Below are 25,615 nucleotides of genomic sequence, written 5' to 3' on the forward strand. Positions count from 1 at the left end.
TTTAGTTTTATTTATTAAAAAAAAGAACCTTCCTTCGGAAGATTCTTTTTAAGAGTAATATATTCTATATTGAGGACTATACGTTATTTATCATAATTTTTCATCACATATTCGAAATAGCGAATCATCCGCATATAGTTTTCAATACTGATATATTCATTTGTACTGTGGATACTTTGCTGTTCGGCATGATTTATTTTAAATGGAATAAATCTGTAAATATTCTTACTTACAATCTGATATTTATAAGCATCTGTACCACCTACAGTAAGGTAAGGAGAAACTAAAGCTTCCGGATACAATTCCTTAATTCCCGATTCTATTACTTTATAAGCTTTTGTTTTTGTAGAAGACACTGCAGAAGCTTCTCTGGTATTATCAACTTCTTCTATTTCCACATCAAAGCCTTTAGTAGCCTTAGCGATATGATTTTTAACATCTTTCACAGTATTTCCGGGAAGTAATCTGAAATTCACTACAAATTCTACTTCAGGAGAGAGCACATTGGTCCCATCACTCCCTTTCATCATTGTAAGAGCTGTAGTCGTGCGCACTAATGCATTGGTAGAATTATTTTTAGTAAGCTGTGAAAGCAAAACAGGGTTCAGCAGCCAACGGTTTGCAATAGCCATACGGTTAGTAAAAGGCATTGCTCCGCCAACATTGTCAAAAAATTCCTGTATTAACGGAGTAATCATTGGTTTCATCTGATGATCTTCCAATCGCTGCATAATAACAGCGGCTTTTCCAATTGCACTTTCCATAGGTGGCATGGAAGAATGTCCTCCCAATCCTTTTACTTTTATTCTGGCGGAAAGAAAGCCTTTTTCTGCACATCCTATTAATGCGACATCAGAATCAATTCCGGATATACTGCCTTTTTCTACAATAATTCCGCCTTCATCGTAAACAGCATCAAATTCCAATCCTTTCGATTTAAAATATTCGGCAATCTTTACGGCTCCTTTTCTTCCGCCAACTTCTTCATCAAAACCAAAAGCAAGATAAATATCCCGCTGTGGCACATGCTTTTCTTTAATAAGTGTAGTCAAAGATTCCATTAAAGAGAAAAGCATTCCCTTCATATCCAATGCTCCCCTTCCATAAATACGTCCGTTTGCAACAGCACCCGAAAAAGGTGCATAATCCCAGTCCTCTGCTACTTCTTTTGGAGAAGCAGCTGGTTTATCCTGTGGTCTGAAAATATTTCCTCCTTTATTTTTAACATCTGCATCGCCGGGTGGCACAACATCCATATGGGAAAGAAACAGAATAGGCTGTAAACCTGAATTACTTCCCTTCAACTTAAAAACCAATCCGTAACCGTTTACTTCCTGGTATTCTGTATGCTGATAAATAAGAGGGTAAGTCTCTTTTAAATATTTTTTAAATTGGTCAAAACTGGTATAGTCAAAATCACCTAACTCCCCCGTAGAAATAGTCGGAATTTTCAATCCTTCCGAAAATCGATATATCGCTGAATCATTCTGTGGAATATTCATTGCTGACTTTGCATTTACATTTACTTTTTTAAACGGATAAGTATAAGTCTTTACCAATACAATTACAACCAGAAGAACAAGTACTGTTATAATTCCTAAAATAATTTTTTTCATATTATTTTAATTTTGTCAATATTTATAAAAGCTCTGAAAGCCATTTTTGTGAATTTAAGAAAATAAATAATTATTTCATTCACAAATAACAATCTATTTCACATCAATGATTAAAGTCACAAAATAATTAAAATTAGGGTACTGCAATTAAACAAAAGAGCCCCAAATTGAGGCTCTTTTATATTATTTTTGGATTAGAAACTATTGTTCTTCCATCAAATCATCGATAAAATAATAAATATCTTCGCGTTCATATACGCTTGGATATTTATACTTATTAACAATAAATATTGGTGTAAAATTCAGTGAATGTTTATCATTTTCGAGTGTCTGTATTTCCAATGCATGAAGGAATGGCTGATTAATTTCTGCTTCGCCATAAGTCTTGAAAAATAGATCATGATCTCTTTTTTCAAACCAGAAGTGTAAAGCCGTCAAAAACTCTTTCTGATCTTTTAAATAAATTTCATACAGCTTGGATAAGAGCTTTTTAAAATTCTCATCTGCACGGAAGTCACGATAATTAAACCTTATTTGAACCGAAATATCCTCTGATTTTTCCAATAACTTCTGAATAATTTCATGTCCTCCTTTACAAAATCCACAATAAGGATTGGAAATTATTGCCATATGAAGCTTACCACCAGGATTACCTACAAAGAATAATTCTTTAGGATTTTCAAAGGTAATAGGTTCCTCAGCTTCTAACTCTCGTTTAAACAACTGGAAATTCCTTTTAAATCTTATATTCTTCATATGATTCTTCTTCAGTTCATCATATTTCAGATTTAAATTTTTAAGATAATAAACAAGTCCAAATATCCCTCCCATAAGTACCAATGAGATCAGGAACGGATAAATATGGTACCCTCCATTTAATTTCAGGAGACTTAATACAAACTGTCCTATAAGAATTGCCGCTATAAAAAGACATACTTTACAAAAAGCTTTAAGCACTACAGACTGCATATATAGTGAATATCCAACTACAAGTAAGGATATTGTACTTAATACAAATAAAACGGTTCCTGAAAACGGAATTAGTATACCAATGAAAAATAAACTCAGGAAATAGATAAAACTATAATCCTGAAGTTTTAATCCGAACAAACTAAACGTACCTGAGCCAATTACTTTATCACAGGAAGAACGCTCATCGGAGCCCTGACCTGCCCCACCACCACAAATATTACTAATGATAGCGGAAGTTTGTCCCAGATCCTGAAAGAATAGTTCATAGGAAAGCATAATTCCTATAACACTCAAAATATTAAAAGCGCTTACCCACCATGTATTAAATGGTAAACTGATTAACAGAAACAGTCCAATGAGTATATAGAATATATTCTTTTTTTCTATTTTATCAGATTTCTCCTGGTGCTGATCGTTCATGATCAGCACAAAATTACCAACATTTTCTAAAAATTCTTTTTCAGAATAATGGTATTTTTTATCCGAAAACAAATCATAGCCATCTTTTGTGCGCTGTACCAATGTAAATTTACTCTGTCCATCCTGCTTTACTATCGCTACATATTTATCAGGAAGTTCTCCCCATATATCCTCTTCTATTTCATAAGCATCATTCTCTATTCTGAAAAAGCCCAGTGTATCACTCAACGCAAGTGCTGATGGGTAATCAGGATGTGAGTTAAATTGAAAATAAAATTCTTCTTTATCGAGTTTTAACTGGTGTATTAGCTGGTCAAAATTCATATCAATATTGTTGTGATTTTAATGTATAATTTTTTGGTGTTTTTCTTGTGTTATATGCTATTTAGCTCTGATAGCCTAATAGCTTTCTGAATTGATAGAAGAAACGCTCTATCAGTCGGAGATCTTGTGTTACAATCTCTGCATTGCCTTTTAATTCTTTATCAAAAGACAATTTTTTATTAAAAGAGGTTGTTAACCCCTTAGGAAGACTTACATCTACATAATAGTTTCCATCTTTGTCCGGCACTGAGGACATATTTCGCACACGACCTTCTACTATTCCGAACTCCTGGAACTGATAATTATCTAATTTTATTAAAACTTTTTGTCCCGGTTTAACTTTTCCGGAGTTGACTGAAGGTACTGTCAGCCTGCCAATCAGTGTTTCCTTTTCTTTAGGCATCACTGTAATCAATACTTCTCCTGCTTTCACAAACTGATGCTCTCCCAGATATTGCTGAAAGCTTACCGTTCCATTGGCAGATGAAGTAAATAAATAATTTTGTTCCCAGTTGTTAAGAGATTTTCTCAATTGCTCGAACAGCTGAATTGCCTGGGAAGAATAGTTAACTTTATCTTTCTGTGCATTAATAGAAACACCACTTTTGGTCTTTTGTATTCCGGAAATCCCTTCCTGTAGCTGTGAGATTGACATATTAACATTTTCCACACTCTGTCCTGCCTGCAGAAGTTTGATTCTTTCCTGATCTAGTTCAGATGCAGAAATCACACCCTGATTATAAAGCTGTTGTGATCTTTCAAATTCTTTTTTAGACAATTCGTACTTCGCCTGTTCCAGCCTTTTTTGCTGCTGTAACGCCTGAATCCTGTTTCTGGATTCAGAAAGGCTCTGCTCTGCAGCTACATTATCCGGAGCGTACGGCTGAAGACGTGTATATAGCTGTTCATCTGTTAAAGCTTTGGCAAAAGCATTATAATCTCCCTGAACTTCTCCTAATTTAAATCCGGAAGTTTCTACTAAAGGAAAATTCTGCAGCTGCCTGTTGTCTAAATTATTAACTATATCCCGAAGTTTTAGCACATCCTGATAGTGTGCTGTGGACTGCAAAATTAATAATTGCTCCCCTTTATTAACCACTTGGTGATCTTTTACAAAAAGAGCTTCTATTTTACTATTAATTCTTGATTCTAATTTCTCTGGTGGATTCTGCGTAGAGATTATAACCTGAGAAGGTACAAATTCGGGGTATTTTATAATATAACTCATTAATAATATGAGTAGTAAAATAATAAAAATAATAGTATTTCCCCATCGGATCATCCAGTGTGGCGGACGGGTTAAAATGTCCTGTACACCTTCAGAACGCAATTCTATTTCGTCTAAAATATCTCTCTTTACTTCCATATAATAAAATTATGAATCCTTTCTTGAAAAGGATTCATAATTATTTAGATTGAATACTTTTACTTATTCTTGATTAATATTCTGTTAATGAATATTAGAAGGGATTCCCCGGATTGGGAGCCATACAGATAGGCTGAGTTTTCATTTTATCCGGGCAATACTCATTACAAGGTGTTGGGATATGTTCGCCTTTAACAATACAAATTCCCCATCCTTCTGGTAATGGTTCTCCGCCACCTACGATTTCTTTAAGTCCTTTTCTTTCGATCTTTTTCATAATATAAATAATTTGGTTGTTTTATTTAGTCTATATTTTATTTTTAAGGATTAGGAGCCCAACATGCCCCTTCGTATGTTGATGCCCTACAAATTCCCGAAGGACTATCAAAGCTTAGTGCACAACATTTTGATTTTCCGGGACAATCGATGCCAGCACCAGGATTACATGCCAATCCACCTGTTATAACCTTTAATTGGTCTCTTACTAATTTTTTCATAATGTTTTAATTTGGTGATTTTATAAAAGCATTCTTATTTTACGGGAAAGCCTATAGGATAGACATCATTACCTCCAAAGACAGGATCATTTCCACCATCTGGACAAGCTAAATGTTCTGCTTCACATGGACGCCATATTCCAAAACACCAATCTCCACATGCCTCAGGACCTCCCGGTAAAACCGCTCCTCCTTTTACATTTCTAAGCGTTTTTCTTTCTAGTTTTTTCATATTGAATATATTTAATTTGGTTAAATTAGAGACTTAGATTTCACAAAAATCAGGAATACCATTTGCCGAAACTGTTATACAAGCTCCCATATTTCTGCAAAATACCTGGGTATTACAAGGACAATCATAGTACCCTCCTTCTTCCGGAAGTTGATCTCCTGGAACAAGATGATTGTTACATACTTTAGAACCGCTTCCTGAGAAACTTTTCAACTCTTTTCTTTCAAGTTTTTTCATAATAAATATTTTATTGATTAGTAAATCTAATATAGGATTTTTCACACTATATTGAAAAATTATTTGTCAATATTTTATTATTTATAGTGCTAATCAATCATTCCTTAATTAATTATATAACAATATTGACAAGACAAAATAAATTAAACTATATTCATTTCCAGCCTGCCAAGGTTAATTATACCCAGTAAAAATGAAAAGCCTAATTTAAAATAGGCCTTTCAAATATTTCAATCCAAAAGTCAATTATGGTAGCCAACATTCAGCAGGTTCATCACCTATAGCATAACACAATCCGCTATACCCCTGAAATCTTGCACAACAAGTAAAACCATTTTCACAGTTAAAGCCTGCGCTTGGTCTGCAAATTCCTTTTCCTCCTTGAATTTCTTTCAACTGATTTCTAATTAGTTTTTTCATATTAAATATTTAATTGGTTATTTACCAAAATAATACTTTTAACAATAAACACTCAAATTATTTATCAATAATTTTTAGTTTCCAAGCTCCAACTGGTTTTTCACTAATCTGTAATACTCTCCTTGTAATGCAACTAATTCTGTATGATTCCCCTCTTCTACCACTTTTCCTTTGTCCAGAACAATAATCTTATCAGCATGCTTCACAGTTGATAATCTATGAGCAATAACAATAGCTGTTTTTCCTTTAAAGAACTGTTCCAGATTTTCCATGATAACTTTTTCATTATTAGCATCCAATGCACTGGTCGCCTCATCAAAAAAGATATATTCGGGAGATTTATAAACTGCACGAGCAATAAACAGACGTTGCTTTTGTCCGCCACTCACACCAATACCTTCATTTCCTATTTTAGTATTATAGCTTAACGGAAGCCCTTCAATAAATTCCTTAATATTAGCTATATCAACTGCTTTTCGAAGTTTTTGTTTATCTATATAATCTTCTCCAACTGCAATATTATTGGCAATAGTATCATTGAAGACATAGCCTTCCTGCATCACAACACCACAATGATCTCTCCAAAAGCGTGGTGAAACATTTTTTAACGGTGTATTTCCTATTTTGAGCTCACCTTCCTGTGGTTCATAAAACTTCATCAGTAATTTTAACAATGTTGTTTTCCCACTTCCGCTGGCTCCAACAATTGCCGTTGTTTTCTGATAAGGAATACTCAGATTAAGGTTTTCAAAAACATAAGCATCCGAGCCTACATAGCGAAAAGTAAGATTTTTAACCTCTATGTCCTGTTGAGGTATCTCTGACGCATACTGCTCTTCAGCATTTTCTTCATCTTCTTTATCATGAATTTCTCCCAAACGTTCTAATGATATTTTTGCATCCTGAGTTTGGCGAATAAAATCAATAAGCTGCATCAACGGTCCGTTTAACTGTCCGATGATATACTGCACGGAAAGCATCATCCCCAGAGTCAAATTACCATCTAATACCAGTTTTGCTGATAAAAAGCTAACCAGAATATCTTTCATCTGATTGATAAAATTACCTCCTACAGATTGCCATTGCTCCAATGAAAGTGATTTGATACGAAGCTTGAATAATTTTACTTGCAGAAACTCCCATCCCCAACGCTTTTGCTTTTCAGCATTGTGCATTTTTATTTCCTGCATTCCGTTAACAAGCTCTATCACCTTACTCTGCTCCTGCGAAATCTGTGAAAACCTTTTATAATCAAGCTCTTTTCTTTTTTTCAGGAAAAAAGTAATCCATCCAATATAAAGAACTGCTCCTAAAAGATAAATTAGGAATAAACGGTAATCATAAAATAATAGTACAATACTAAATATAATAAGATTGACCAATGAAAATAAAGTATTGAGAGAAGAGTTCGTTAGTAACTGTTCAATACGATGGTGGTCATTTATCCGCTGCATGATATCACCGGTCATCCTTGTATCAAAGAAACTAATCGGCAACTTCATCAATTTGATAAAGAAATCAGAAATAATAGAAATATTAATCCGGGTAGAAAGATGAAGTAAGATCCAGCTGCGAATAACTTCTATTCCCATCCTGCCTGCAAAAAGCATCACCTGTGCTAATAACACTAGATAAATAAAGTTAATATCATGATTCTGAATACCGACATCGACAATACTTTGAGTAAGAAATGGAAAAATCAAAGAAAGTAAACTTCCCGCCAGAAGCCCAACTGCCAGCTGCAAAATCAGATTTTTATACTTTAGTAAGTACTTTGAAAGAAATTTAAAACTGGCTTTACTTTCTTTATCATCCCATTCAGTCTGATAAAAAGCAGGTGTAGTTTCCAAAATAAGAGCAATACCCTCTTCTGTTTTTTCATCTGCATTTTCCCCAATCCAGAATTTAATAAACTCTTCCCTTGTATAAGTAATTAACCCATAACTTGGATCAGAAACATATACTGTATAATCGTTTTTCTTTTTTTCAATTTTATAAACCACAACAAAGTGGTTTTTGTTCCAGTGAACAACACAAGGTAGCGGAACTTCGGACACTAAATCATCAAAATTAATCTGTACACCTAGTGTGCGGTATCCGAGATTTTCTGCAGCATCACTTAGCCCTAACAGACTACTTCCTTCACGTGTGGTTTCAGAAAGACCACGTATTTGTTGTAATGGTATGCTTTTTCCGTAATATTTACTTACAATCCGCAAACATGTAGGACCACAGTCCTTGGCATCAGGCTGCTTATAGAATGGAAATTTTTTCAATACTAATATTTTTTCACTAAATACAGAAATAAAGAATATAGCTTATACTCCTTCTTCTATTTTTTTATTTTGGATATTTATATCTGATTCTGACTATGCATTCAGATATTTTCGTTGCGTATAATTGAATATTAAAGGCAGATATAAATACCTGCCTTCAGTTTTGTATTAAGGATTTAGACAGCCGCCATCCCACATTTCACATCTTCTTTTTATAGGATCCCAGTCAATACAGCATTTTGGAGCCATTCCTCCATTAACCTTTTTAAGTTCGTCTTTTTGTAACTTTTTCATTGTATAATATTTTATTTGGTTGGTATACAAATATGATTTTTTCAAACGACATGCGCAAGTATTTTTACAAAATAACACCAAAAAGGGAAATATAATAACACTCTTATACATTAATAATATTGACTAAAATTCTATATCGGTGTTTTTCAGCAAGTCTGAATTACTTAAATTTGTATGTAATAAAAAAACATGGATCATAATCATTTAGCCAATTATACCAAAGAAGAAAGGAAAGCTCATATTTTAAAAGAAATTAACCTGCATACCCGTGTTAGTTTTGATACACTTTCCAATCAACTTTTTGTTTCTGAGGATACCATAAGAAGAGACATTAACGAACTGGAAGCAGAATCACTAATTATAAAGATAAAAGGTGGTGCCATGACAAAGGCTTATCACCACTCTTCTGCTGCTACCCAGGTATATTCCGGGGAAGCTAAACAGATTATCGCTCAAAAAACGCTTGAATTATTGCATGACGGTATGGTCTTATTAATGGGCGGAGGCACTACAGTAAGAGAATTTATTCGCTTAATTCCGAATGACATGCATATTACTGTATTTACGGTTTCTGTAATCTCAGCTATAGAATTACTGGACAAACCTAATATTAAAACAATTATGATAGGTGGAGCAATCTCTCCCTACAGCCAGATGTGCATTAGTGGTGATGTTTATAATACATTAGGAAGTATTAAAGCTGATTTATTGATTCTGGGCACTAATGCACTGGACATAGAAGGCGGTTTTTCAGATTCAGACTGGGATACAGTCCAGGTAAAAAAAATGATGATAAAAGCTTCACAAAAAGTAGCTATTCTTTCAATATCCGAGAAACTAAATACGGTATTAAAAATGAAAATAGCTGATCTTTCCGAAGTAGATTATGTTATTACAGAAACTGATTCTGATAACGAAAAACTGCAGCCTTACAAAAGTGCAGTTCCAAGTCTTACATTTATCTAATCCCAATTATTCATCAGAAAGTTTATCCAGTTTTGATGGAAAATATTTTTGATATCATTCTCTGAATAGCCATGATCTCTGAATATTGAAAATAATATTTTCTTCATAACTGCTTTTTCATTTTTTAATATAAGCACATATATCTATTTTTACAGAATACGTTTTTTTGCAATTATTTAAATTCTGGTATGCTGTATTTGAACATGATATATTTCAATAAAATAATTTTACCTCATCGAAACCCCAACAGAACGCTCTGAAATGCAGAAAGAGCCAAATTAAATTCTGTACAGCTTTTTACTTATTCTGATAAATTAAAATAAACTCACTATTTTTGCAGCTGAAACTAATAGTTATTACGACTGAGTGAATTTAATATGAAAAATATAAATTCATACATCTTATTATTCTTTCTGTCCTTTGTAAGTATTTTTAGCAATGACTGGACTGATTCTGTCACTAAAAATATTCCTAATACTCAGGATAGTATTGTTGTTCACACCATAGATCTCGGTGAGGATACGGATATTAGTATTCTGGTATCAAGCAGAACGATTCATGTTCTAAAAAAAGTATTCTACGACGATTCCTATTTTTACAGCCTCTTAGCCCCTTCTAAAGTTGGTAAGAAGGTTTACGTTACGGATCTTCCGGTCCATATTAAATGTTCCGTTAAATCCTTTTTGCATTTACTTCAATTATTTTAGACATAAGTGACTTATAATCAGATTTATAAAATTCACTTTTCAACTAAAATATTCAACAATGTATTTAAAACATGTAATAATCTGTATTGTTACAGTATTACTTATTGCTTCATGTAGCAAGGCCAAAGATGCAGCTAACAAAGAAGTAAAAAATGTACCCGTATTAAAAATTATCAAAAAAGACACCTTAGTAAGCAACCAGTTTGTAACTGATATTCAGGCAAAAAAGAATGTAGAAATACATTCCAGAATTGCAGGAATCATGCAATATATTTCGGTTAATGAAGGCCAATTCGTAAAGCAGGGTCAGCGACTTTTCAAGATTAACGATGCTGAATTACAAATGGAACTTTTAAAGTCTAACGCCAGCCTTAAACAGGCAGAAGCAGATGTCCGTATTGCTGAAGTAGAAGTAAAACAAATTCAGAGCCTTTACGACAAAAAGTTTGTTGCCGGTAACGAACTGGAAATGGTAAAAGCGAAGCTATCTTCCGCAAGAGCCAAATTAGCTTATGCAGATGCCGAGCGTAAAACTGTTCTACAGAAAATAAGCTTCACCAATATTGTAGCACCATTCGACGGGGTTATAGACGTCATCCCATACAAAGAAGGAAGTCTTGTAGAAAATGGTTCTCTCCTTACAACATTATCCCAGCTTAATGAAATCTATGCTTATTTCTCTATTCCTGAAAACAAGTATTTTGAGATGCTGGCTAATGACAAAATCGGAGCTCATCAGAAAATTGAGCTAATGCTGCCAAACGGAATGAAATATCAATACAACGGGACTCTAAGAACTGCTGAGGGCGAAATTGACAAGGCTACAGGATCTATCAGATATAAAGTATCTTTTCCAAATCCTGACCACCTCATCAAACACGGTACTTCCGGAAAGCTTATTATTTCAGAAGACCAGCCGGACGCTATACTTATTCCGCAAAAATCTACATTTTCTATTCAGGATAAAACTTATGTTTTTATAGTTGATTCACAGAATAAAGTCAAAATGAGGAATATCGGTATCGGATCAACGCTTAGAGATTCTTATATTGTGGACAGCGGACTAAAAACTGGTGATATTATCGTTTATGAAGGTACACAGTCTTTAAGAGATGGTGAATCTATCCGTATAAAGAAGACTTATTAAAATCCTTTCATAACCTATAAAATCAACTAGAAATGGTAGAAATGTTTATCAGGCGAAAGGTTCTTTCGCTCGTAATCTCTATAATTATTGTCCTATTGGGTGTAATGGCTTTATTAAAATTACCTATTACCCAATTTCCGGACATTGTCCCTCCTTCTGTAACTGTTACAGCAAGGTATACAGGTGCCAACGCCGAAGTATCGGCTAATGCAGTTGCTCTTCCATTGGAAAGAGCCATCAATGGTGTGCCCGGAATGACTTATATGTCGACAGTAACCTCCAATGATGGACTAACCCTTATTCAGGTATTCTTTGAAGTAGGAACAGATCCCGATGTAGCTGCCGTCAACGTACAGAACAGAGTAACCACTGTTCTCGATGAATTGCCTGAAGAAGTTATCCGCGCAGGGGTAACTACTGAAAAAGAGGTAAACAGTATGCTGATGTATCTTAACATCACCAGTAAGGACGAAAGTCAGGATGAGCAGTTTATTTATAACTTCACGGATATCAATATTCTGCAGGAGCTAAAACGTATTGATGGTGTAGGCCGTGCCGAAATTATGGGACAAAAGGAATACTCCATGCGGGTATGGTTGGATCCTCAGAAAATGGCAGCCTATCATATCTCGGCAGATGAAGTTATTACTTCTTTGCAAAAGCAGAATATTGCCGCAGCTCCCGGAAAAGTAGGTGAAACATCCGGAAAGACGTCCAGTCAGCTGCAATATGTTATAAAATATACCGGAAAATTCTTCGATCCTAAACAATATGATGAAGTACCAATTCGTGCGGACGCCAACGGTACAATCCTAAAATTAAAGGATATTGCCAAAGTAGAATTTGGAGCCATGAACTATGGAATGGTATCCAAAACCGACGGAAGACCATCTGCATCGATTATGATGAAACAGCGTCCAGGCTCCAACGCTTCGGAAGTTATTAAAAACGTAAAAGAAAAAATGGCGGAGCTGAAAGAAACCTCTTTCCCTCCGGGCATGGAATACAATATGGCTTACGATGTATCCCGATTTTTGGATGCCTCCATAGACTCGGTATTGCATACATTGATTGAAGCCTTCATCCTTGTAGGAATTGTAGTATTTATCTTCCTGCAAGACTGGCGCTCTACATTAATACCGGTTCTGGCTGTACCTGTTGCCTTAATCGGAACATTTGCATTTATGCAGACGCTGGATTTCTCCATTAACTTACTAACACTATTCGCTCTGGTTCTGGCCATTGGTATTGTGGTGGATAATGCCATTGTTGTTGTTGAAGCTGTCCATGTTAAAATGGAAGAAGGCCTCAGTCCTCTGGATGCCACCATTACTGCAACAAAGGAAATTGCAGGTGCTGTAGTCGCTATTACCATTGTAATGTCTGCAGTATTTATTCCGGTAGCATTTCTGGACGGGCCTGTAGGTGTATTCTACAGACAGTTCTCTCTTACACTGGCTATTAGTATTGTTATTTCAGGAGTCAATGCATTAACGCTAACACCGGCGCTTTGTGCCATTATCCTGAAACCACACGACCACAATAAAAAGAAAAATGTTGTGGATAAACTCTTCCAGCGATTTAACAATGGATTTGATAAACTAACCAAAGGCTATACTAACGTACTTTCCAAATTCGCCACAAGGACAACAGTAACTTTCGGACTATTATTCCTGTTTATTGGACTTACTTGGGCTACATCCAAATTTTTACCAAGCGGATTTATCCCAATGGAGGATCAGGGAATGGCTTATGTAAGCGTAACAACTCCACAAGGTGCTACAGTGGAAAGAACTGAAAAAGTTCTGGATGAAGTTACCGAAATTGCTAAAAAAATTGAAGGTGTAGAAAACGTAACAACCCTTGCCGGATATAGTATTGTTACAGAAATTGCTGGGGCCTCATATGGTATGGCAATGATTAACCTGAAGGACTGGAAAGACCGGAATATTTCTGTTAATGAATTCATTGCTGAACTATCGAAAAAAACAAAAGGTATTTCCGATGCTCAGATCGAAATTTTTGCTCCCCCTACAGTTCCGGGATTTGGTAACACCAGTGGTTTCGAACTTCGATTATTAGATCGTTCGGGCGGAGACATTGTCAATACCGATAAAGTCACTAAGGAATTTATTAAAAAACTAAATGGAGCTCCTGAAATCCAGAATAGCTTTACCAGTTTCGACGCTACCTTCCCGCAGTATATGATCCATATTGACTATGACATGGCTGCTAAAAAAGGAGTATCTGTGGACAATGCCATGTCTACCCTGCAGACTATGCTTGGGTCCTATTATGCCACCAACTTTATTCGCTTTAGCCAGATGTATAAAGTAATGGTTCAGGCAAGTCCGGAACACCGTGACACACCGGAAAGCATCCTGAACCTGTATCTGAAAAATGATGCCGGTGAAATGGTTCCGTTCTCTACATTTATTACGATAGAACGGGTATACGGGCCAGAAGTTCTTACCCGATATAATATGTACATGTCGGCCATGATCAATGGTGAACCTGCTGAGGGTTACAGTTCCGGAGATGCTATTGCAGCTGTAGAACGTGTAACAGCTGAAACACTTCCGAGAGGTTTCGACATCGAATGGTCTGGTATGACCCGGGAAGAAATTCTCTCTGGTAACCAGACGGTGTATATCTTCGGAATCTGTCTATTATTTGTTTATCTGCTTCTTGCAGCACAATACGAAAGTTTCCTGCTGCCAATGCCGGTACTTCTGAGTTTACCAACAGGTATTTTCGGATCTTATATTGCTTTGGTTTTGGTCGGCTTGGACAATAATATTTATGCACAGGTTGCACTAGTCATGCTGATTGGATTACTTGCTAAGAATGCCATTTTGATTGTGGAATTCGCCATCGCCCGGAATAAAGAAGGTTATGACATTATTCCTGCAGCCATTGAAGGAGCACGCCAGCGTCTTCGTCCGATCCTGATGACATCTTTTGCGTTTGTAGCCGGACTTATTCCGCTATGTATTGCAACGGGTGCAGGAGCCACAGGAAACCGTTCCATTGGTATTGCAGCAGCTGGTGGTATGCTTATCGGAACCATCTTCGGATTAGTCATTATCCCCGGACTTTACATATTTTTTGCCAAACTAGAAAACAAGAAGAAAGATGAACAAAAAGTTTCATAAAATTATATACATTCCTCTTGTAGTGCTGGGGCTAAACTCATGTACTACTCCGCAGGTATCTGAAATAAAAAAAGCACCAGCATTACCCGTCAATATTCTGCCGTCTGGAAAAGATCAGCAAGCGGAATTTAAGCCAGTGAATATAAAGACCTATTTCAACGACCAGTCCTTAATCGAATTGTTCGATCAGGCTGTTAAAGCTAATCCCGATTTTCAGATTGCACAACAGCGTGTAGAAATTGCGAACAGTTTCCTCAGAAGATCGAAAATGGATTTACTGCCTTCACTGGATATCGGAGCATCTGTGTCCGGAGATCATTATGGTAAATATACTATGGAGGGTGTTGGTAACTACGATACCAACCTCTCTCCTAATATTACAGATGAACAGAAGATCAATCGTGACTTTACACCCAATTACTGGCTGGGCGCAAGAAGCAGCTGGGAAATAGATGCATGGGGAAAGCTGAAAAATAAAAAGATAGCAGCACAGAAAAGATATCTGGCTTCCACAGAAGGTTTGCGTTTGCTACAGGTAGAGTTGTTTACAGATATTGCCAATTTATATTATCAACTTGTAGCGCTGGATCATAAACTAACAATTTATAAACAAAACTATCAGCTCCAGCAACGCGCTTTCGAAATTATTACGGCACAACGAGCAGTAGGAAAAGCAACCGAGCTGGCTGTACAACAATTCAGAGCACAAAACAACAACTGGCTGGCTGAAGTGGAGCATATTAAAGCCGAAATCGTAGCAGTAGAACAGGCTGTAATGACACTTACCGGATCTTGCGGCGGTGAAGTAAAACGCAGTAAAGTACTTATAACAAGCAATATGGATATTCTCAACAAATCTATAGATGTAAAAAATATTATCCATTCCCGACCGGATGTTGCTTCAAATTATTATGTACTGGAAGCTACACATGCTGATGCAAAAGCTGCAAAGGCAGCATTCTATCCTCGTATAGATATTGGTGCAGGTGTAGGTTTTAATTCATTTTCTGCAGAGTCATTATTTAAGCCTAGTTCATTGGCAGCCCAGCTTTTAGGCGGATTGGTTGTTCCTATATTCAACAAAGGTCAGCTAAAACATGAATTCAATGTCGCTGACAAAGAACAGGAAATCGCTTTCCTTAATTATCAGAAGAGTATTACTACAGCATATAATGAGCTTCAGTCTATTTTAAAGCAAACTAAGATTTACGAAAAAGTTTTAAAATTAAAATCTGAAGAAGTGGGCTTCCTGGAAAGAGGAATTGAAGTGTCCAACGATTTATATGTTACTGGCTATGCCAATTATCTGGAGTTAATTAACTCTCAAAAGAATAAGCTACAGGCTGAACTGGATTTACTGGAGTTTCAGCATCAGAATACCCGAAACAATGTTCTTTTATTCAAAGCACTTGGTGGAAATCTGGACGATTAGATAATAAAAACAGCCTGAAATTTATCAGGCTGTTTTTTTATGTATTAAATTTCATCCGGTTGGGAAAGTATTTTATTAATTTCTGATTAGCTGTTAATAATAGTTAAAGTTTAAAATCTGGTGAAACTTTTCTCACTACATGGTGTCATATATATAAATACCATAAAAACATGTACAAATTTGGATGTATAACACTACTATCTTTATTGAGCATCAATGCTTATGCCCAGTCTGTTATTACAGGGAATGTAAAAAATCAGGATAACAAAGTAATCCCTTATTGTTCAATAGGAATAAAAGATTCCAAAACCGGAACCATTACTGACGGGAATGGGAATTACAAACTGGAGATTCCTGACGAAGTAAAAAACAAGGAAATCATTTTCGCTGCAGCCGGATATTCGGACAGAAATATTCCTGCAAACGATTTAAAAACCAACAGCAATATTGTGATGGATTACAAAGTTACAACCATTGAGGCTGTTGTAATGGGCGCTAAGAAGCTGAAAGAAAAAACAATTGGTCAAAAGTCCCGTCCCTTCCTCACTTTTTCTAAAATGTTCGATCAGAATGTTCCCACTATAGAACAGGGCAATATTTTCGCTGTATACCAAAAGACCAGGCCTGTTTCTTATAACTTCTATATTATTCCAAGTTCTAGATTCGAACAGATAACAATGAAGCTAAATATTTACAGTGTAACAAATAATGAACCGGACCGATCTCTTTTACAGGAAAACATCATCTACAAAACCTCAACTACAGGCTGGCAAAAAATTGACCTTTCGGAATATAAATTAAGCTTCAACAATCTGGACAAGATAGCAGTTACTCTGCAATTAGTAGATCATAAAGCGCTACCCGATATAGATTTCGTATTTGGTGTTTCTGCTAAAAAGTCGCTTTCAAAAAATCTGCTATTCAGATACCAGAGCCAGGGAAACTGGGAAACTAGTGAAGGAAGTTTTATTACCAACCTCGACATCCGTTATGATAAAGTTAAAGGAGAAAAGGATATTACTGAAGAACAAGAAACAGAAGTAAAGAACGATCCTGATACAGAATCCCTCATTAATTACTATAAACAAAAAAACCTAGCACAAAAAACAGTTTACGGCAAAAATAAAAACGGAAAATATATAGATCTGAAAGATGCTAAAATCTATTATGAAGAATATGGAAAGGGGCAACCATTGCTATTTCTGCATGGAAATAACGGAAGTATTTCCGATTTTTCTCAGCAGATTCCTTTTTTTGCCAAACATTATCGTGTAATAGCTATAGATACCAGAGGTCAGGGAAGAAGTACAGACCTTACACAAGATACTTATAGTTATCAGAAGTTTGCTGCAGATTTGTATCAGGTTACCAAAAGTCTTAATCTGGAACAGGTTGATATTGTAGGCTGGAGCGACGGTGGCAATACTGCTCTGATTTTTAATTATGAGCATCCTGAAATGGTTAACCGTGTTGTAGCTATTGGCGCTAACATGAATCCTGTTGGTGTAAAGGAAAAATTAATTGAATCACTCAAAAAACAAATAGCAGGTAATGATCCTAAAACCAATCAGCGGCTAATACAGCTTATGCTGGATCATCCGGATATTAAATCTAATCAACTCAGCCTTATTACCAATCCTGTTCTGATAGTTGCCGGAAGTGATGATGTAATTAAAGATGAGCATACCAGACTTATCCACAAACTTATCCGCAATTCAGAATTGGCTATCATCCCAAATGCTACACATTATATTCCATTTGAGCAGCCTGAAAAACTGAATGAACTGATGTTAAACTTTCTGAAAAACAAATCCTGATTTCATAGAAGCAAATGTTTATATATTGATCCTTCCGGGAATACCAGATTCTGAAAATATTATTTCCAGAATTCATCATGATAGGTATCGGCTTCTGTTTCATGAATAAGATCTAAAGCCTTTCCTATTTTTTCCAGTGTCTGGGTATCCAAAATCTCTTCTAAATGAGGAAACCACGTCCGCTCTTCAAAGCGGATGTGTTGTTCCAGAGCATCTGCAAAAGCTGTTAATAACTCAATGCTTACAGTTGTTTCAATATCAGAAGCAAGAGTCTTGATTAACTGATGCTCTCTTCTGATCTGATCAGCCATTTCATCATTAGCATAAGGAAACAAAATTTCTTCTTCTTCCCGAAAGTGTTCCTTAAGATGAGAAGCCCAGAAGTATTGTACATAATTCTTTATACGTTCAATTTCAGCTTCTTTTTTTAATCCCTGACGTATTTTCCAAGCACACAGCAGTCCAAAATGGTGGTCGTGTGACAGCAAAACTATATTTTCATTACGTTTCATACGATGTGTTTTTATAAAATCTTCAGAGCACTTTTGCTCTGAAGATTTGCTTCAGTACGTTTATCTTTTCTCTTTCAACGACCATCCGAACTTCAGCCCTATAATAAATATAACCAGTAACAACTCTCCAAGTGCCAACAGGATATCCCCCGGCACACGCATCCAGCGTAAAAAATGCATTATGTCCGTCTGCATAAATTCAGCAGAACGCGCATACCAATAGCCTTCTTTAATAGAAGCCATCGACTGCATAATTCCGATAGGTAACAGACTAATGGTTACCATGATCAACAAACCTATATTGATAAGCCAGAATGCCCAGCCTATCAGTTTGTCGTTCCATTGCCTTTCCGGATATAGCCCTCTAAGCATAAACATCATAAGTCCTATACCAAGTATCCCATATACACCAAACAATGCTGCATGACCATGAACAGCCGTCGTATTCAGCCCTTGTATATAGTATAATGCGATGGGCGGATTAATAGCAAAACCAAATATTCCGGCTCCCAGAAAATTCCAGAAACACATTGCAATGAAACAATAAATTGGCCATTTGTAGGCTTTGATCCATTTGGTAGATTTACTTAGCTGATAATTGTGATAGGCCTCGTAACCGATAAGCACTAGCGGTACAATTTCCAAAGCACTAAAGGTTGCCCCTAATGCCAGAACAGCTGTAGGCGTTGCCGAAAAATATAAATGGTGGAATGTCCCCAAAATCCCTCCTGCTAAAAAGATAATAGTAGAGAACAATACCGCATTGGTTGCAGATTTCATTCTCAGCAGACCTAATCTGGTAAACAGGAAGGCAGCTACTACTGTAGCAAATACTTCAAAGAAACCTTCTACCCAAAGATGCACTACCCACCATCTCCAATACTCGGCAATAGCCATATGTGTTTGTCTTCCGTACATCAATCCTGCTCCATAAAACATGGCTATCGCTACTGATGCCAGTACAAAGAGTGTAAGCATGTGACGGTTTTCGTCTTTCTTTTTCAATGCAGGCATCAACGCTCTCAACATTAATATAAGCCACAAAACCAATCCTACTAATAGCAGAATCTGCCATATTCTGCCAAGTTCTATATATTCATAACCCTGGTGCCCCCATAAAAAGTTATCCACAAGTCCTAATTTCTGCATTACACCTAGCCATTGTCCGGTAAGGGATCCCAACACTACAATAAGTAAAGCTCCAAATAATATATTCACTCCCAATTTCTGATATTTCGGTTCATATCCCGAAACAGCCGGAGCAATATATAGTCCTGTTGCCAGCCAGGAAGTAGCAATCCAGAAAATAGCCAGCTGAACATGCCAGCTTCGCGATACAGATTGCGGTAAATACTGATCCAGAGGGATACCATAAAATGCGCTGCCCTCTACCCCATAATGTGCTGTTACTACACCAGCTAACATCTGCACAAGAATTAAAAGTGCTACTACCCAGATGTACTTCAGGGTTGCTTTCATCGAAGGTGTAGGCTTCATATTACGCAAAGGGTCTTCCAAAGGTAATTCCTCCTTTATTTCTTCTTCTTTGTTCCGGGCATGGTACAATACTAAAATCCCCAGACAAGCTAATAGCATGAGTATGCTGAATCCGGACCACATGTGCAATGAGCTTGGCGGTGTATTTCCTACCAGCTCATCATGTGGCCAATTGTTGGTATAAGTAACATTATCCCCAGGGCGGCTCGTAATACATACCCATGTACTCCATGCAAAAAAGGCATTCATCTTTTCCATACGCCCGATATCTTTAACAGTATTTACAGGGATAGCATACGCATTTCTGAGCTTATTCATCGAAGGGTCTCCCATAAAGAGTTTCTCATAATAAACCGCCAACTCGCGTTGTACTTTTGCCCTTTCAGGAGAAATTACAATCGTATTGGAAGTCTCATCAAAAGTATTAGTCCGTAATTCTTTTTGTAATAAAATCTTATATCTGGCCTGCTCTTCATCAGGTAAATTATGGTAGACTTTATTATCTTTTTTAGCCAGTTCATCCAGAAGTAATGCCGCTTCACGGTGCAGATAATCTGCCGTCCAGTCCGGAGCAATATAAGCGCCGTGTCCCCAGACACTTCCTACCGTTTGCCCGCCAATAGACTGCCATACATTCTGTCCGTCTTTTACATCCTGTCCTGTATACAATACCTGTCCTTCTGTGGTTACTACTTTTTCCGGAATCGGAGGTATTTTGCGGTAGATATCCACGCCGTAGTATATAAGTACCGCAAATGAAGTAATGATTACAGCGGCCAGCCAGGTCCATAGTTTTTTAGGTGTCATGTGTTTTTTATTTTCCGGTTATTATGCGCTAAATTCTTTTTCCAAATGGATAGATTTAGGGAACAGTATATTATTTTCAAGATGAATGTGAGTATGCAGATCATTTTCAAAATCCTGTAACATGGCAAATGCTACCTTATATGTATTACAGGCATCTTCAGGAGGTGTATACCCGTCTGTTAGTTGTGCTATTTTTTCAAACCGTTCTCCTTCTACAGTATGCTCATGCTGCATCATATTCACAGGATTCTCTACCGTTCCGAAATGCGGTTGTCGTAGAGCTTCACCAGTCTGTTGTGCTTTAATCATATTGCGGACAAAAGGGAAAAGGATAAGCTCTTCTTTCTTCATGTGGGCTGCAAGATCCTTCGCAGACTCATCAAACAACTCACGAATTTCAAAAAGTTCCGGATGCCTTTCTCCGTGCACCTTACAAAGTTTATCCAGAAATGCCTGTAAAACCGGTGTTTTTTCTTCTACATAACGATGGTGTGTTTTTTCGACATAATCTGCTAATAAATCCAGAGGCCATGAAGTAAAATCAATATTAGCACCTCCGCTTTTAGGCAGATTCTCTATTTCTTCATAGATTTTTTGTTCATCTATGCCTTTTTTCTCACAAGCATCCGAGATTGTTCTACCTCCTTTGCAGCAGAAATCTATTCCATATTTTTTGAATACAGCTGCTGTTCTGAAATCCTCAGCTACCATAGCTCCGATATAATCTGTTTTTGTGTTCATAATAAAATACCTTTTTATCTTTTATTGTTTTAAATTTTTTTGATTAAAACCCCACAGGTTTTTAAGGCCTGTGAGGTATGTCTATTTATTTCTTCAGGGAAAGAATATATTTCACCATTAACTTGGCATTATCCTGACTTAGCCCTGCATGCGGTGTCATAGGAATATCGCCCCATACACCTTTTCCGCCTTCAATAATTTTTCCGGCAAGATGATCTATATCAGCGTCTGTATATTTTGCTGCAACGTCCTGATATGACGGGCCTACAAGTTTGGCATCTACTTTATGACAGGATAAACAGTCCGCTCCTTCTACCAGTTTCTTTCCTTCTTCTTCCGGAGTCCCTGCAGTTGCAGATTCCTGGGCAGTTTTCGGTTCTTCCAACATGACATTGGATTCAGTTTTTGGCTGCTCCGGAGCTTCTTCTTTTTTGGAACAGGAGATAATTGCTAAAGATGCTAATGCGAGGGTAAATACTATTTTTTTCATTTCTTCTTTGGGGTATTAAATTTTACTTATTTTATTTGTTCCTTTATTTTATCCACTGTTGTATTAATGTCTATATTCAGTCCCTCTTTCTGGTAAGCCAGAACACCGGATTTAGAGAATACACTAATGATGTTGGAATGCGAAAAGTCCATTGGTGTTATCTTCTTGTATTTCACTGCCAGTACATTAGCCAGCTCCCGTGTATCTTCTTCACTACCCCGCAGAAATACCCATTGCTTTCCTTCCAGTTTGTTGTTTTTTATAAAAGCTCTCATTCTTTCCGGAGTATCGTGCTCAGGATCTATAGAGACCAGTACATATTGTAATTCGTCTGAATTCTGTTTTCCAACTTTGGATTCTATATCTTTCATATCCGCCGTTAATCGTGGACAAGCAGTTTTACAAGAGGTATAGATCATCACCATTGTCAGTACCTTTCCTTTTAGCTCTTCTAATTTTATTTTAGTACCATCCGGTTTTTCCCAGGATGACTGTAAGTTGAAAATAGAATCGGGATCTATATTTTCGTTCTGTTTTTTCTGGCATCCACCCAGTATAAAAACAGATAATAAGCTTATAATAAATGTTCTCATTTTACTTTTTACTTTTATTGATTTTCAGCATCTCTGGCACATCTGAAACCAAGATTGTTGATGGTATAATCTGCTTTCACGCTGCCCCGGAGAGCAAAACGTATAAAGGCAGCATAGTTCTTCAAGTCGGATGAAGTAACAGACGCTCCGGCACAAAAAAGAGTCTCATTGGTTGTATTATCTTTTCGGGATTCTCCTGACATCATAACCGAACTGAAATCTTCTGTCCACTCCCATATAGTTCCAAACATATCGTATACTCCCCATACATTGGGTTTTGACTGTTTTACAGGCTTTTTATACATTAACTTTTGCTGATAGAGTTGCAGTATTCGCTGTGTAAATTCCGGAGTTGCAGCGGCATTTTTATTATTTTCGTCTGCCCTAGCCACATACTCCCATTCATCTACTGTCGGAAGTCTTTTCCCTACACTCTCGGCATAAGCTTTTGCAGCAAACCACGATATGCTGGTTACAGGTGCTTCCGGACTTACATCATCCGGGATCTCATAATCTCCTTTCCAATGCTTCAGATAAGTGGAATCCGCGAATAGTCGCAATACTCTGCTCTTTGTCCATTGAGGATTAGCTTTCAGAAAAGTCAGAAACTCTGCATTGGTTACGGCAGTCTCATCAAGATAAAAAGTCTTTACTTTTACCAGACTGTCAGTTTCTTTTCCTACAAATGGTTTATAACTCCCGCCCTCTATTTTCAGCATTTTTTTAGTATCTACAACTGGCATGAGTACATGGGAAACAGATTTTGGTTGTTTTTTATTTTGTTTCTCGGAACAGGAAATACTAAAGAATATAACCAATATGTATATTAAATTTCGCATGATATGAGCTCCTGACTTTTGCTGCCTGACTTCTGCAATTAATTATTCTTTTTATATACTTTAGGGTTATCATCGCCTACTACTTTAATCTTACCAAGAGCGCCTTTATTAAAAGCTCTGAAAATAGCATGGTCTACAATCACATACTCACCAGGAACTGTTGCTTTAAATTCTACAATTGAAGCTCCACCGGGAGGGATTACAGTAGTCTGAACATTTTCATTGATTTTGCTTCCCCCCTCCATATAGACTTTATCGAAAATTTCACCGATGATATGAAAAGATGATGTCAGATTAGGGCCTCCGTTTCCTACAAAGAATCTTACATTTTCACCCACCTTTACTTTCAATTCATTGTCTCCCAGAAGTGCTCCTGTTTTACCATTGAACACTACATATTCCGGATGCTCTGCAATTGCTTTATCCATATCAAACTCCTGAAGACCTTTGTCTCCGTATTTACCTTTGGTATAGAAATCTCCCTGCATGATGTAGAACTCTTTATCTACCTTCGGCAATCCGCCTTCTGGCTCTATCAGTATTAATCCATACATTCCGTTGGCAATATGCATTCCTACCGGAGCAGTTGCACAATGGTATACATACAGACCCGGATTCAGGGCTTTAAAATTAAATACGGCTTCTTTTCCCGGAGCAACAAACGTAGCCTCTGCACCGCCACCAGGACCGTTTACAGCATGAAGGTCTATATTATGCGGGAATGTACTGTTCTCATTATTCTTTAAATGAAATTCAATTTCGTCTCCTACTCTCGCCCGAATAAAGCTTCCCGGAACAGTTCCGCCAAAAGTCCAGAAGTTATATTGAGTGCCGTCTGACAGCTCACCTGTTTTTTCGATGGTCTCCAGACGCACAATCAGCTTTTTTGCAGCTCTGTTTCCTATTGGTTCAGGCACCATTGGAGGCGATGTCAGTTTGGCTTCTTCTGCATTTCCCTGGACAGCAATACTTTCAGTATTTCCGGATTGTGAGGCTTCAGAAGGATTTTGTTTACACGCATTTAATGCGAAAATTGCAGACAAAACAACAGCAAGCATAATAGAATTTTTCATGTGTTTACTTTTTTATTTTACTTCTAATCTTTTCTGGCAATAATAATTACCGCACACAGGTTTTTGTTGTATTTGGCAAAAATGCTTTTCATCTTCAAAACCCTTTCCCTTATCCCCGGATGCAAAACCATATTCTTAGCAATGTTCAGGAAACCTAAAAAGCCCTCGTCACTTATTATTCGTTTAGGTTCCAGAAGATGCATAGGTGCTGTCTCAATATTCAGTATACTAAAACCTTCTTTTTCCAATACCTTTTTCCATTCATCCGAAGTAAGAGGTCTGGCATTTACTTTTATAACTTCTGCCAGCTCCCGCTGAATGTGAGTTTTTACACTTTCATCCAATGCTTCCGGCATTAGCGCCAGCTCGTGTATGGCATAAAGACCTCCTGGTTTCAGGATACGATAAGCTTCTTTTACAATTTCAGATTTTCTGTGATCTGCCTGCATGGTAAGTATGGCTTCTCCCAAAACTTTAGTCTGACTGTTATCATTCAGCCTTGTTTGTGCAGCATGATCGTTCTGAAATATTGCTTTGGTTTCTGAGAATTTCCTTTTCAGCAATTCTATAGCTTCTTCGTCTGCATCGATTCCGGTATATACCTCAGGTTGATACTCCATTACTTTTCTGGCTGTGAATCCAAGTCCCGGTGCAAACTCTGTTACCTGATCTTTTTTATTGATAGCCAGCAATTCCAGCATTTTCAGGGTTAAATCTTTTCCTCCGGGGCGCAGCACTTTTTTACCAATTTTTGCCAAAAGCCAGTGTCCCGACATTTTTTCTATACTTCCCGTTCTCATTTCTTTATCATTTTTAGCTGAAGAAATATTCCTCCAACAATTAATATTAATTTTCCAACCTCGGCATATATAAAGTAGTCATGCAAAGAAGTTGGCTGTACTGCTTTTCCGCTAGCCAACATATCTGCTCTGGCATTCAGTATTGGTAACATCCAGAACTTTTCAAGCAGTAACAGAATCACCAGCAGTATATAAGAGATTATAATTCCGGCAGTCAAATATCTTTTTACCAGTAAAAAGTTCAGGATAACTGCCCCGGCAAGTAATAGCTGGATATTGGTGGAAACTCCAAACATTAGTTTACCCAGTTCCAATGCGACAGGCAGCGTCATACCCGGAACCTGAAATTTTAAAGGTGTTTCCAGAAAACTGATACTCAGCATTA

General features: G+C 36.9%; 23 protein-coding genes. 6 read left to right on the plus strand and 17 right to left on the minus strand.

Features of this window, described 5'->3' with window-relative positions; all coding sequences use genetic code 11:
• Positions 1-83: 83 nt before the first annotated feature.
• The 9 genes from AYC65_RS12385 to AYC65_RS21190 form a co-directional block, all read right to left on the minus strand.
• Entirely contained in the window at positions 84-1,616 is a 1,533-nt protein-coding gene (locus AYC65_RS12385) for a M20/M25/M40 family metallo-hydrolase (RefSeq protein WP_034866889.1), read from the minus strand.
• 201 nt (positions 1,617-1,817) lie between these two features.
• Entirely contained in the window at positions 1,818-3,332 is a 1,515-nt protein-coding gene (locus tag AYC65_RS12390) for a vitamin K epoxide reductase family protein (RefSeq protein WP_034866887.1), read from the minus strand.
• 61 nt (positions 3,333-3,393) lie between these two features.
• Positions 3,394-4,698 (minus strand): HlyD family secretion protein, encoded by a 1,305-nt coding sequence (locus tag AYC65_RS12395; RefSeq protein ID WP_034866886.1) that lies wholly within the window; start codon positions 4,696-4,698, stop codon positions 3,394-3,396.
• 94 nt (positions 4,699-4,792) lie between these two features.
• On the minus strand, positions 4,793-4,975 hold the full coding sequence (locus AYC65_RS12400; RefSeq protein WP_034866885.1) for a hypothetical protein: 183 nt from the start codon (positions 4,973-4,975) through the stop codon (positions 4,793-4,795).
• Positions 4,976-5,229: 254 nt separating this feature from the next.
• Complete coding sequence (locus tag AYC65_RS12405) at positions 5,230-5,427, minus strand: hypothetical protein (RefSeq protein WP_034866883.1); 198 nt, start codon at positions 5,425-5,427, stop codon at positions 5,230-5,232.
• A 33-nt stretch (positions 5,428-5,460) separates the two neighbouring features.
• Positions 5,461-5,664 (minus strand): hypothetical protein, encoded by a 204-nt coding sequence (locus AYC65_RS12410; RefSeq protein WP_108721193.1) that lies wholly within the window; start codon positions 5,662-5,664, stop codon positions 5,461-5,463.
• A gap of 246 nt (positions 5,665-5,910) precedes the next feature.
• Positions 5,911-6,084 (minus strand): hypothetical protein, encoded by a 174-nt coding sequence (locus tag AYC65_RS20765; RefSeq protein WP_157757831.1) that lies wholly within the window; start codon positions 6,082-6,084, stop codon positions 5,911-5,913.
• A 74-nt stretch (positions 6,085-6,158) separates the two neighbouring features.
• A complete protein-coding gene (locus AYC65_RS12415; protein ID WP_034866879.1) occupies positions 6,159-8,360 on the minus strand; it encodes a peptidase domain-containing ABC transporter in 2,202 nt (733 codons plus the stop codon).
• A 168-nt stretch (positions 8,361-8,528) separates the two neighbouring features.
• On the minus strand, positions 8,529-8,654 hold the full coding sequence (locus tag AYC65_RS21190) for a hypothetical protein (RefSeq protein WP_255025533.1): 126 nt from the start codon (positions 8,652-8,654) through the stop codon (positions 8,529-8,531).
• A gap of 189 nt (positions 8,655-8,843) precedes the next feature.
• On the opposite strand from AYC65_RS21190, the gene AYC65_RS12420 reads away from it, so the two are divergent.
• The 6 genes from AYC65_RS12420 to AYC65_RS12445 all read left to right on the plus strand — a co-directional run bounded on the left by AYC65_RS12420 (position 8,844) and on the right by AYC65_RS12445 (position 17,878).
• A complete protein-coding gene (locus AYC65_RS12420) occupies positions 8,844-9,620 on the plus strand; it encodes a DeoR/GlpR family DNA-binding transcription regulator (RefSeq protein WP_034866876.1) in 777 nt (258 codons plus the stop codon).
• Between the two features lie 377 nt (positions 9,621-9,997).
• Positions 9,998-10,327 (plus strand): hypothetical protein, encoded by a 330-nt coding sequence (locus tag AYC65_RS12425; protein ID WP_009088791.1) that lies wholly within the window; start codon positions 9,998-10,000, stop codon positions 10,325-10,327.
• A 58-nt stretch (positions 10,328-10,385) separates the two neighbouring features.
• The gene (locus AYC65_RS12430) at positions 10,386-11,474 is read left to right on the plus strand and encodes an efflux RND transporter periplasmic adaptor subunit (protein WP_034866874.1); all 1,089 of its coding nucleotides are present in this window, start codon (positions 10,386-10,388) and stop codon (positions 11,472-11,474) included.
• A 32-nt stretch (positions 11,475-11,506) separates the two neighbouring features.
• On the plus strand, positions 11,507-14,629 hold the full coding sequence (locus tag AYC65_RS12435) for an efflux RND transporter permease subunit (protein ID WP_034866872.1): 3,123 nt from the start codon (positions 11,507-11,509) through the stop codon (positions 14,627-14,629).
• Entirely contained in the window at positions 14,610-16,061 is a 1,452-nt protein-coding gene (locus AYC65_RS12440) for a TolC family protein (protein WP_034866870.1), read from the plus strand. The genes AYC65_RS12435 and AYC65_RS12440 overlap by 20 nt, the downstream gene beginning before the upstream one ends.
• Positions 16,062-16,231: 170 nt before the next feature.
• Complete coding sequence (locus AYC65_RS12445; RefSeq protein WP_034866868.1) at positions 16,232-17,878, plus strand: alpha/beta fold hydrolase; 1,647 nt, start codon at positions 16,232-16,234, stop codon at positions 17,876-17,878.
• A gap of 59 nt (positions 17,879-17,937) precedes the next feature.
• On the opposite strand, the gene AYC65_RS12450 is transcribed toward AYC65_RS12445, so the two are convergent.
• From AYC65_RS12450 to AYC65_RS12485, 8 genes are all read right to left on the minus strand, one after another.
• Positions 17,938-18,390, minus strand: a complete 453-nt coding sequence (locus AYC65_RS12450) for a hemerythrin domain-containing protein (protein ID WP_034866867.1) — start codon at positions 18,388-18,390, stop codon at positions 17,938-17,940.
• A 60-nt stretch (positions 18,391-18,450) separates the two neighbouring features.
• On the minus strand, positions 18,451-20,694 hold the full coding sequence (locus tag AYC65_RS12455) for a nitric-oxide reductase large subunit (RefSeq protein ID WP_034866864.1): 2,244 nt from the start codon (positions 20,692-20,694) through the stop codon (positions 18,451-18,453).
• A 21-nt stretch (positions 20,695-20,715) separates the two neighbouring features.
• Complete coding sequence (gene ric / locus AYC65_RS12460; RefSeq protein ID WP_034866862.1) at positions 20,716-21,435, minus strand: iron-sulfur cluster repair di-iron protein; 720 nt, start codon at positions 21,433-21,435, stop codon at positions 20,716-20,718.
• A gap of 85 nt (positions 21,436-21,520) precedes the next feature.
• Positions 21,521-21,925 (minus strand): c-type cytochrome, encoded by a 405-nt coding sequence (locus tag AYC65_RS12465; RefSeq protein WP_034866859.1) that lies wholly within the window; start codon positions 21,923-21,925, stop codon positions 21,521-21,523.
• A gap of 26 nt (positions 21,926-21,951) precedes the next feature.
• A complete protein-coding gene (locus AYC65_RS12470; protein ID WP_034866858.1) occupies positions 21,952-22,518 on the minus strand; it encodes an SCO family protein in 567 nt (188 codons plus the stop codon).
• A 14-nt stretch (positions 22,519-22,532) separates the two neighbouring features.
• Entirely contained in the window at positions 22,533-23,357 is an 825-nt protein-coding gene (locus tag AYC65_RS12475; protein ID WP_034866855.1) for a formylglycine-generating enzyme family protein, read from the minus strand.
• Between the two features lie 38 nt (positions 23,358-23,395).
• Positions 23,396-24,430, minus strand: a complete 1,035-nt coding sequence (nirK, locus tag AYC65_RS12480; protein ID WP_034866852.1) for a copper-containing nitrite reductase — start codon at positions 24,428-24,430, stop codon at positions 23,396-23,398.
• 23 nt (positions 24,431-24,453) lie between these two features.
• Positions 24,454-25,230 (minus strand): class I SAM-dependent methyltransferase, encoded by a 777-nt coding sequence (locus AYC65_RS12485; RefSeq protein WP_034866850.1) that lies wholly within the window; start codon positions 25,228-25,230, stop codon positions 24,454-24,456.
• Between the last annotated feature and the right edge of the window lie 385 nt (positions 25,231-25,615).

The sequence above is a fragment of the Elizabethkingia bruuniana genome, from assembly GCF_002024805.1.
Lineage (GTDB): Bacteria > Bacteroidota > Bacteroidia > Flavobacteriales > Weeksellaceae > Elizabethkingia > Elizabethkingia bruuniana.